10 protein-coding genes and 1 pseudogene are annotated in these 8,877 nt (G+C 66.9%); 8 read left to right on the top strand and 3 right to left on the bottom strand.

Annotated elements, in window-relative coordinates:
- Positions 1 to 25 precede the first annotated feature (25 nt).
- A complete protein-coding gene (locus ACFV8T_RS44940) occupies positions 26 to 1,291 on the bottom strand; it encodes an IS701 family transposase (RefSeq protein WP_385339542.1) in 1,266 nt (421 codons plus the stop codon).
- A gap of 85 nt (positions 1,292 to 1,376) precedes the next feature.
- Positions 1,377 to 1,883, bottom strand: coding sequence for a GNAT family N-acetyltransferase (locus ACFV8T_RS44935; RefSeq protein WP_385339539.1), 507 nt, complete (start codon positions 1,881 to 1,883; stop codon positions 1,377 to 1,379).
- A gap of 48 nt (positions 1,884 to 1,931) precedes the next feature.
- On the opposite strand from ACFV8T_RS44935, the gene ACFV8T_RS44930 reads away from it, so the two are divergent.
- From ACFV8T_RS44930 to ACFV8T_RS44900, 7 genes are all read left to right on the top strand, one after another.
- Positions 1,932 to 2,510: a TetR/AcrR family transcriptional regulator gene (locus ACFV8T_RS44930; RefSeq protein WP_385339536.1), complete on the top strand. Its 579-nt coding sequence runs from the start codon at positions 1,932 to 1,934 to the stop codon at positions 2,508 to 2,510.
- A gap of 804 nt (positions 2,511 to 3,314) precedes the next feature.
- Positions 3,315 to 3,632, top strand: a complete 318-nt coding sequence (locus tag ACFV8T_RS44925; protein ID WP_385339534.1) for a hypothetical protein — start codon at positions 3,315 to 3,317, stop codon at positions 3,630 to 3,632.
- Between the two features lie 292 nt (positions 3,633 to 3,924).
- Positions 3,925 to 5,136, top strand: a complete 1,212-nt coding sequence (locus ACFV8T_RS44920; RefSeq protein WP_385339531.1) for an MFS transporter — start codon at positions 3,925 to 3,927, stop codon at positions 5,134 to 5,136.
- A gap of 475 nt (positions 5,137 to 5,611) precedes the next feature.
- Positions 5,612 to 6,487, top strand: coding sequence for a recombinase family protein (locus tag ACFV8T_RS44915; protein ID WP_385339528.1), 876 nt, complete (start codon positions 5,612 to 5,614; stop codon positions 6,485 to 6,487).
- Positions 6,488 to 6,623: 136 nt separating this feature from the next.
- The gene (locus tag ACFV8T_RS44910; protein WP_385339526.1) at positions 6,624 to 6,752 is read left to right on the top strand and encodes a hypothetical protein; all 129 of its coding nucleotides are present in this window, start codon (positions 6,624 to 6,626) and stop codon (positions 6,750 to 6,752) included.
- Between the two features lie 356 nt (positions 6,753 to 7,108).
- The gene (locus ACFV8T_RS44905; RefSeq protein ID WP_385339523.1) at positions 7,109 to 7,450 is read left to right on the top strand and encodes a transposase; all 342 of its coding nucleotides are present in this window, start codon (positions 7,109 to 7,111) and stop codon (positions 7,448 to 7,450) included.
- A gap of 2 nt (positions 7,451 to 7,452) precedes the next feature.
- The gene (locus tag ACFV8T_RS44900; protein WP_385339548.1) at positions 7,453 to 7,728 is read left to right on the top strand and encodes a DnaB-like helicase N-terminal domain-containing protein; all 276 of its coding nucleotides are present in this window, start codon (positions 7,453 to 7,455) and stop codon (positions 7,726 to 7,728) included.
- Between the two features lie 722 nt (positions 7,729 to 8,450).
- Here ACFV8T_RS44900 and ACFV8T_RS44895 read toward each other — a convergent pair.
- Positions 8,451 to 8,702, bottom strand: a pseudogene (locus ACFV8T_RS44895) (DDE-type integrase/transposase/recombinase); the annotation flags it as partial.
- A 70-nt stretch (positions 8,703 to 8,772) separates the two neighbouring features.
- Between ACFV8T_RS44895 and ACFV8T_RS44890 the strand changes: the two are divergent.
- A partial coding sequence (locus ACFV8T_RS44890; RefSeq protein WP_385339545.1) for a transposase occupies positions 8,773 to 8,877 on the top strand: 105 nt, incomplete at its 3' end.

Genomic DNA, 8,877 nt, shown 5'->3' with positions numbered 1-8,877 from the left:
AGCTCGTGGACAACTCGGTAGAGGCTCAGGCCGACGCCGTCTCTTTTGGGGATCGGGTCAGTCGCTGCAAGGTGCAGAAGGCGTGGGCGACCGGGCCGAGGATGACGTGGTGGTGCCAGCCTGGCCAGGTTCGGCCTTCGAAGTGGGCCAGGCCCAGTGTCTGCTTCATCTCGCGGTAGTCGTTCTCGATGCGCCAGCGGAGCTTCGCGGTGCGCACGAGAGCGGGCAACGGGGTGGTCCCGGGCAGGTTGGAGAGCCAGAACTGCACGGGCTCGTCCTGGTCGGCGGGCCATTCGGCCAGCAGCCAGCGAACCGGAAGCCCGCTGCCGGCCGTGGCCTTGCGGATCTCACGTCCGGCGAGCCGGATCCGCAGGGCCACGAAGCGCGAATACATGCGCTTGTGCCCGCTTCGGCCACTGCCCGGCCGTGATCCTTCCCTCCACTGCACCGGCCGCGCGGAAGATTTACCGGCCGCGATGACCAGGCTCTTCACCCTCTGGGCCGGCTCGGGGTAGGCAGGAACCGGCCGTCTGCCCCGGCCGGAGTAGGCCGGGATGCACAGCTGTGCGTCCTCGGGTTGTGCGGTGGTCGTGGTCGAGATGCCCACCACGTAGTCGAGACCGCGTTCTTCCAGGCCGAGCCGGAAGGCAGCGGTGTCCCCGTAGCCGCCGTCGGCAATGACCTGGGGCACCTCGATACCCCAGGACCGCGTCTCGTCGATCATGTCGAGGGCCAGCTGCCACTTCTCGACATGGCCCACCTGGGCAGGGATGGCGCACTTGTCACGACGGACCACTTTGGCCTGATCGGCCTTCGGTGAGGCGGGATCCCAGCTCTCGGGCAGGAAAAGACGCCAGTTCACCGCCGCCGAGGCGCCGTTGGAAGCCAGGTGCAGCGAGACTCCGGCCTGGCAGTTGGTGACCTTGCCCGCGGTGCCGGTGTACTGCCGGGTCACGCACGCCGACGCATCCCCGTCCTTGAGGAACCCGGTGTCATCGATGACCAGCGCCGTGGGCTTGATGACCGGCTGCATGCGCCAGGCCAGACGGGCCCGCACATGCGCCGGATCCCACGGGCTGGAAGTGACGAAGTGGGCCAGGGCCTGCCGGTTCCCGTCCTCGCCCAGGCGGGCGGCCATCGGCTCCACCGACTTGCGCCCGCCGTCCAGCAACAGACCCCGCAGATAGACCCCACCCCACCGCCGCTGGTCCGCCCGCGCGAACGGCTCGAACATCTCCGCCGCGAAGTCCTCCAGATCACACCGGACCGCAGCCAACTCCCCACTCAGCACGTCCCGTCAACGACACGACACATCAAGAAGACACGCCATCGCAGACCGCACATGACCAAGCACTACTAGAACCGGGCCGTAGCGTTCAACGGCCTCGCTGCAGGCGACGCCGCCAGGTTTGGCCGACGAGGTCGTGGCCGAAGCTGTGGTGGTGTTCCTCGGTGACGAGTTCGAAGCCCTGCTTCTGGTAGATGCGCCGGGCCGAGCCGAGCACGTCGTTGGTCCACAGAGTGATCGCCTCGTACCCGGCCTCCCGTGCGAACGTCAGGCACTCCTCGACCAAGCGGGCTCCCAGGCCCAGGCCGCGCGCCTTCGGATCGACGAGCAGCAGGCGCAGCTTCGCTGTCCGGTCGTCTTTGCGTACGCAGAAGACGCAGCCGGCCCGTACCCCGTCGACCTCCACGATCCAAGCCGCCTGCGGCCCGCGGGCCTTTTCCTCGGCGTAGTCGGCGACGATCCGGGCGACAAGCGCCTCGAAGCTTGTGTCCCAGCCGAACTCCCGGTCGTAGAACTCGCCGTGCGCCATGACCACCCAGCCCAGGTCGCCGGGCCGGGCCAGCGGCCGGATGACCACCGCACGCTCCGCCATCATGTCCTCACTCCCATTCGACTGAAACGACTGTTTCAGTAAACTAGCCTGGTGACCCGATCTGAATCAAACCCCTCCCCGCGAAGGCAGGAGCTGCTGGAAGCGGCCTACGCCTATGCCCTGCGCAGCGGCCTTGGCGAGCTGTCCCTGCGCCCGCTGGCCGAGGAGATCCAGTCCAGCCCGCGCGTGCTGCTCTACCTGTTCGGCAGCAAGGAAGGCCTGATCCGCTCCCTGCTCGCGCGGGCCAGAGCCGACGAGCTGTCACACATACAGCAGCTCACTGGCTCACAGGATGAGCCTGAAGGGCTACAGTCAGTCGCATGTGAGCTGTGGCGGTGGTTGTCCGCCGACGCTCACCGTGGCCTCCTGACGCTGTGGGTCGAGAGCTACGCCCGCTCCCTCATCGACCCCGACGGGCCGTGGGCCGACTTCGCCCGCGACACGGTCAGCGACTGGCTGGCACTTCTCGCCGCCGGCCAGCCCGCCGCGCTACGTGACACCGAGGCCGCCCTGACGCAGCGCACCCTCGTCCTCGCCGTCCTGCGGGGCGCGCTGCTGGACCTGCTCGCCACCGGCGATGCCACGCGCACCACCGCGGCGGTACACCTCCAACTGGCCGCCCTGGGATGACGCGGGCCGAGTTCCACCGGTTCTGTCACCGTGCGCTCACACACGACGCACAAGGCGACGCCTGAGCCATCGTCCCCAGCAGACTGATCAGCTTGCCCCGCTGATCACTAAACAGCTTGCTGACCAATTGAGCGGCCCGGTCCGCCCCACGGTCGGAGGCCGTGACGGCGCTGGCCGCAAGGGCGTCCTCGGCCTCTACTTCGCCAGTGAATCCGAGTCAACCTCTCGTCGCCACGCCGCCGTCGCCTGTACACAAAATGCTCCAGCGCCGCACCGCGAGCAACTTCTGTTGCCATTTCCGGGACGGCCGGATCGGAAGGGGCTCGTGGGCGAGCACTCCCTCGTCGCCGCCGCGCTCGCCCAGACCGCGTGCGGCGCCGGATCCATACGCGGCGCCGTGTGACTTCGCCCGCACTCGCCGGGCCGCGTGGAGGAGTTCGTGGCCTGTGGATCGTAGAGTCTCACGCATGCATGCAGAAGGTTCTCCTGAGCCCAGCGCCCTCCTGATCAACGGCACCGTCGGCGTCGGCAAGACATCGGTGGCCGAAGGCGTGGGCAACCTTCTCGCCGACGCCGAGATACCCCACGCCGTCATCGACCTCGACTGGCTGAGGCAGTCTTGGCCGACGCCTTCAGGAGACCGCTTCAACTTCGGCATGATGCTGCGAAATCTGCGCAGTGTCACAGGCAACTACCTCGCCGCAGGAGCGGTTCGGCTGGTCCTCGCCGGCGTGATCGAGGACCCGGAGGACCGGAAGCTGTGCGGCGATGCGATGGGTATCGGGCTTTCGGTGTGCCGGCTCCATGCCGAGTTGCGAGGGCTGGACGATCGAGCCGGAGGACCTGGCGCACATCTCGCCCTACCTGACCGAGCACATCAACCGGTTCGGCGAGTACAGCACGCACGAACTCGGCATCCAGCCCGAGGCGTACGACCCGAAGCTCGATGTCGACTTCACTCAGCTCCGCGACCAGGACCTGCTGCCGGGGTCTCCGCCAAGCCGCCTGACCCGGCCGCAAGCGGGTCGGCATCATGAGGCCATGGACGAAGCGCCCGAGCTTCCGGCAGGTCGGCGGCGTGGTTGTCGTCCAGGACGCGCTCGATTCGCTCCCGCGGCTTGAGCGGGTCACCCTTCCGCACGTCGCCGGCCTTGGGCAGCTCAGCCTGGAACAGATGCGGCCTTCGGCAGTAGGGGAGGTCACCAGCGCGGAATTACCCAAGCCGGCATGGAGGCCGCGTCCTGTTAACCTTCCCGGATGTTCATCGTGATGTTCATCTGACGGTCCTGGGTCTCTCCCGTCCAGGTTCTGATCCGTTGAGGGTGCGCTCTGTCCTGCCCTCCGGACCTCGATAGCCGTCAGATTCTTGGCGGCCTCGCGTTCAGCGTCGGTCGCACATCATCGGAGCTTCTTCGTGCTCGCAGTACTTCTCCTTCCTGGCGCTCTTCGCGCCTTCCTCCCCGCCCTGATCGGCCGGTCCGCCCTCGCGATGGGCGGTCTTGCCCTCCTCCTCGCCGTCCAGGACAGCACGGGTTCGTACACGCAGGCCGGTTTCGCAACAGCGGTGTTCGGCATCGCCAACGTCCTCGCCGCCCCCTGGCGTGCCTGGGCCGTCGATCGATTCGGTCAACGGATCGCGCTCACCACGATGGCCTCGGGCCAGGCCTCCGGGTTCATCGCTCTCGCGCTCATCACGGAAGCCGAGAGTGTCGCGGATATCTGGTTCCTCGTTCTCAGTGCGGTGGTCGGCCTGACAGCGCCACCCCTGGGGGCGGCGATGCGAATGGTCTGGGCATCGCTCACAACAGCCGGTGACCAGCGAACAAAGGCATTCAGTATCGACGCGGTTTGCGAAGAGCTCCTCTTCGTCGGTGGTCCTGTCATCATCACCGCGGTCATCGTGGCCAGTTCTCCCAGCATCGGGCTCTGGGTGACCGCGGCAGCGGTTTCCCTCGGCACTGCAGCGATGACGTCCAGTGCCTCATCGGGGGCGCTGCGCGGGACAGGAGGGAGCGGCGCGCAAGGTGATCGCCCACTGCGACAGCCAGGTTTCGCAAGGGTATTGGTCGTCCTGCTGGGCGTCGGTGGTGTATTGGGCGTCGCGGAGATCGCAGCGCCAGCCACCGCTGCTCAACGTGATGCTGTCGCAGCTTCGGGCTGGCTCCTGGCAGCCTTTGCCGGCGGAAGTGCTCTCGGAGGTTTCCTCTATGGGCAACTGAACCTCAAGTCGGGAATCGGCAAGAGGCTGTTCGCCCTGTGCGTCAGCATGGGGCTTGCCGCGGTGTTCGTGTCCCAGCTGGACACACTCGGTCTCTTCGCCGCAGGCCTCGCCCTCATCGGCCTCTTCCTCGCCCCGTCCCTCATCACCGGATACCTCATCGCCGACACCATCGTTCCGGACACCAGCCGGACGGAAGCGTCGACATGGATCAACACCTCCGTAAACCTCGGCGCATCGCTGGCATCCGCCGCGGCAGGACTCGTCGTCGACAGGTCCGGCGCCTGGCTCGCCCTCTTGCTCGTGGGCGCGATTGCTCTCGCGCTCGCCTCCGCTGTGCCATTCACACGGCTGCGCAAGATCGAGTCGCCTGTGGACCACGCTCCCGACCGTTGCGAGCAAGGCTGATCAGCAGCCCCCGACCTCCCGAGCGGTCAGGGCGTTGGTGCTGGCGTGCGGTGCTCCGTAGAAGCCCGGACAGGGTGGTCAACCATGGGGCTGGCGGATCGGCGGCCCCAACCACGGTGGGGACTGGCTTGACAGTGAGGGGACCCGGCGGCGCGCCGCCGGGTCCCCTCACATATCCACCCTTCGACGACGGTCCGTTCGTCGAAGGCTCGAAGGGGCAGCGACCTCTGACAGGCCGTCGGCGTCGCTGGTCATCTCACGGCGGCCCAGGAGCGGAACGAACTCCAGATCGAGGGTGCCCAGGCCGCCACGCAACCACCGTTGAAAGGGTGTCACGCTTCGCACTCGCAGAAATGAGTAGTTCTGAGAGACCGGAGCCCCTCACCGGACCGTGTCCGGTTTGCCCCTGATTTCCGTTCTTACAACCTCTCGCAAAACAGAATTCACACAATGCCCTCGCGATAGGTTCTGCGACATGCCCCAGCCCGCCGAACCGGCCGCCGCCGTCGAACAGTTCGACTGTCCGACCTGCGAAGCGCCCGCCGGAAGCACCTGCCGCACCCGCGGTGGCAAGGTCGCCCCGAAATACCACACCCCGCGCTTCATGCTCGACCCCCAGCTCCGCGCCGAGCTGGAGGTGAAGACCCCCGCCGACCGCGGCCCCGGCCGCGCCTGGGGGATGGGCCCGGCCATCGACGCCGCGGTGCCGGAGGCCACGACGAAGCCCACGAGAGTGGGGTACGCCCGTTGCAGTACCGCCCAGCAAGAGCTCCAGAGCCAGCTCGACGCCCTGAAAGAGGCAGGCTGTGACCCGGTTTTCTCGGAGAAGATCAGCACCCGGGTCAAGGTGCGGCCGGTGTTCGTCAAGGTGATGGACTTCGCCCGCATTATCAAGAAGGCCGTCCCGCACCAGCGGGTGATCTTCACCGTGCACGAGATGAAGTGCCTGGGCCGCGGCGCCGCCGAGCTCCTGGTCATCGCCGAGGATCTGCGCCACCACGACATCCAGCTCGAACTCCTCACCGGCCCCCTCCAGGGTGTCTACGACCCCTCTGGGCACGGTGTCGCCCTCTTCGCGTTCTTCGCTGGCATGGCCGAGTCCGAGCGCGAGTACATCCGGGAGAAGTCTCTGGAAGGCCAAGCGTCCGTTCGCGAGCGCGGCCGCCACGGCGGGCGCCCCAAGGCCGTCGACGACGACATGGCCGACTATGCCCGCAGCCTGCGGGCCAACGGCGTGCCCGTACCCCAGATCGCTCAGAAGCTGGTCATCACCTCGGGCAAGAACAAGGGCCAGTACCCTTCGGTCGCCACCGTCTACCGCATCCTCGCCGAGGATGAGCCGGGGAGCTGAACAGGCGCCGATGGGGCCGAGATCAACTCATTGCCCCTTTGACCCGTATCTCGGCGATACCCGGGTGCCGAGCGACCGATTCCGGGCCTCCCGCATGCTCTCGCTCCGGGCCTGCAGCACGAGGAGCACCGCCGCTGTGACGCAGAGCAGCACCACGATCACCAACTGCAGCAGGAACATCTGGCCCGCGACGCTGCGCACATTCAACAAGGACCGCAGGCGTCGCCCCGGCAACGATTGCGGGGCGTCGTGCCTGTCGTGCTGATGGTTGTGCTCTTGAATCCGGTGTCGGCCGGGTGTCCAACACACACGCCACCTGGAAGGCGGGCGGGACGACGAGGCCGAAGATCGACGAAAACGCCTGATCATGCCTCTATGCCCAATAATATCTATATTCTTAACATTTTTACCCATTGATTACGGGTTAGCCGTGCCGCCCCGGCTTCGATCTCTCGGATTGGTGTCAGTGGTGGTGAGGATCGGGGGTCAAGGTCGTGGTTGAGGGGTTTTGTTGTTGGGCGGTGGGCGGTGGGCGGTGGGCTGTTGGTGGTGGGTTTTTACTGATGTGAGCTGAACTGGATTCCGTAGCGGCCCTGAAGTCAGACATGATTGCCGCGGCAGATGGAAAGCACAGGTCCGATGCCTGTACCCCGGAAGTATCCCGACGAGCTCCGCGAGCGAGTGGTCTGTGAAGCACAGACCTCCGGCCGTCCGGTCGCCCACGTGGCCCGAGATCTCGGTATTCACAAGGAAGCCTTACGCCTGTGGGTCCGCCAGGCCGAGGCCGCCCAGGGCGGCCGGCCCGATCTACTCACCTCTGCGGAGCGATCTGAGCTCGTCCAACTCTGTAAAGAATCCGCAGAGTTGCGGCGGGCAAGCGACATCCTGAAGGCCGCCAGTGTGTTTTTCGCACAGGAGCTCGACCAGTCCCACACGAGGCCAACGCGGTGGGAGCAGCAGTGAGCATGTTCGACGAGGCCCTGGACATCCCTGCGCAGCAGTTGGACGAGTCCCCGGAGGCGGTGAGCGTGAGCGCAGAGACTGCGGTCCTGGGTGCGTGCTTGATGGCCACCGGAGGGTACGACCCGATCCCCGGCACCGCGCAGATCTTGAGCGATGACGGTGCCTGGTACCGCCCGCACCACGAGGCGATCTGGCGGGCGATATTCGCCCTGCACGGCCGGAGCAAGCCCACCGGTGTGCCGATGGCCGAGGGGAGCTGCGCCGCAGTGGTGACCTGAAGCGGGTTGGCGGCTTCGTCGAGCTGTCGCTGATCGCCTCCCAGGCGTGCACCTCGGTCGAGGTGGAACACTACGCGGAGATCGTCCACGGCTACGCCCGCCTGCGCCGCTACCAGCAGACCCTCGTGCGTGGGATGCAGACGGCCCGGCAGGGCGATTCGGCCGGCGTCACCGACGGCATCGCCGGGCACCAGGCCGAGCCGGAGCAGCTTGCCGCCGACCAGACCGGCGGCGACGGGCTGTTCGGCCGGTTCGGCGGCGGCCTCCAGGAGCACCTGGACGGCCTGGAGACCACGGTGGAGGCGGCTGCGGTCACCGGGCTCACCGACCTGGACCGGATGTTCAAGCCGCGGTCTGGGAACGTCGTCTTCGTGGCCGGGCGGCTGGCCATGGGCAAGAGCGCGATGACGCCCGGTGTCGCGCTCGCCAACGCCTCCTCCGGCCGGACACCCTTGTGCACAGCCTGGAGATGGGTCGGGAGGAGGTCACCAACCGGGGTGCTGTCCAGCAAGTCCCGCGTCTCCCTGTACCACCTCATGGAGGATGGCCCCCGTCACCGACGACTGGACCCGCATCGCCTACCCGCATGCCGGATCTTGAAACCCTGCCGCTGTGGATGGACTACGCCCCCGCGTCACGCCCGGGCTCGTCCGCACCCGCATCCAATCCCTGATCCGCCAGACAGGCCAGGCCCGCTGGTGGTCATCGACTACGTCCGGCTCAGGAGCGACGTGACGCTGGACGACAGTCTTGGTGCGGTCGTAGACGATAGTCATCGGCACCCCGCCGAAGTGCGCGAACGCCCGCCGGTGGCAGTCGAAGAAGGTCCTCAGATCCTGGCTCGTGGTGAAGCAGCAGGACGGGTCACGGGAGTACGACAGGGGCACGTGGAACGAATAGACCTTCCCGATGCCCATATGCGCGAGGATCTTGCCTTCATCCCCCCAGTCGACTTGCGCCTGGGCGCCGGGGATCGGGCGTTGACCCCGGATTTTGGACACCGGAGAGACTTGGATCTTGATGGTCCAGGAGAACGGAGTCCCTGTGGGGATGAAGCACTACCCCGCCGAGTTCAAGGCAGACGCGGTCGCGCTGTACCGGTCGCGTCCGGGAGCGACGATCAAGTCGGTCGCCACCGACCTCGGGGTG

This window comes from Streptomyces sp. NPDC059832, from assembly GCF_042731715.1.
In the GTDB taxonomy this organism is placed as follows: Bacteria; Actinomycetota; Actinomycetes; order Streptomycetales; family Streptomycetaceae; genus Streptomyces.
This window is presented reverse-complemented; position numbering and strand designations above follow the sequence as displayed.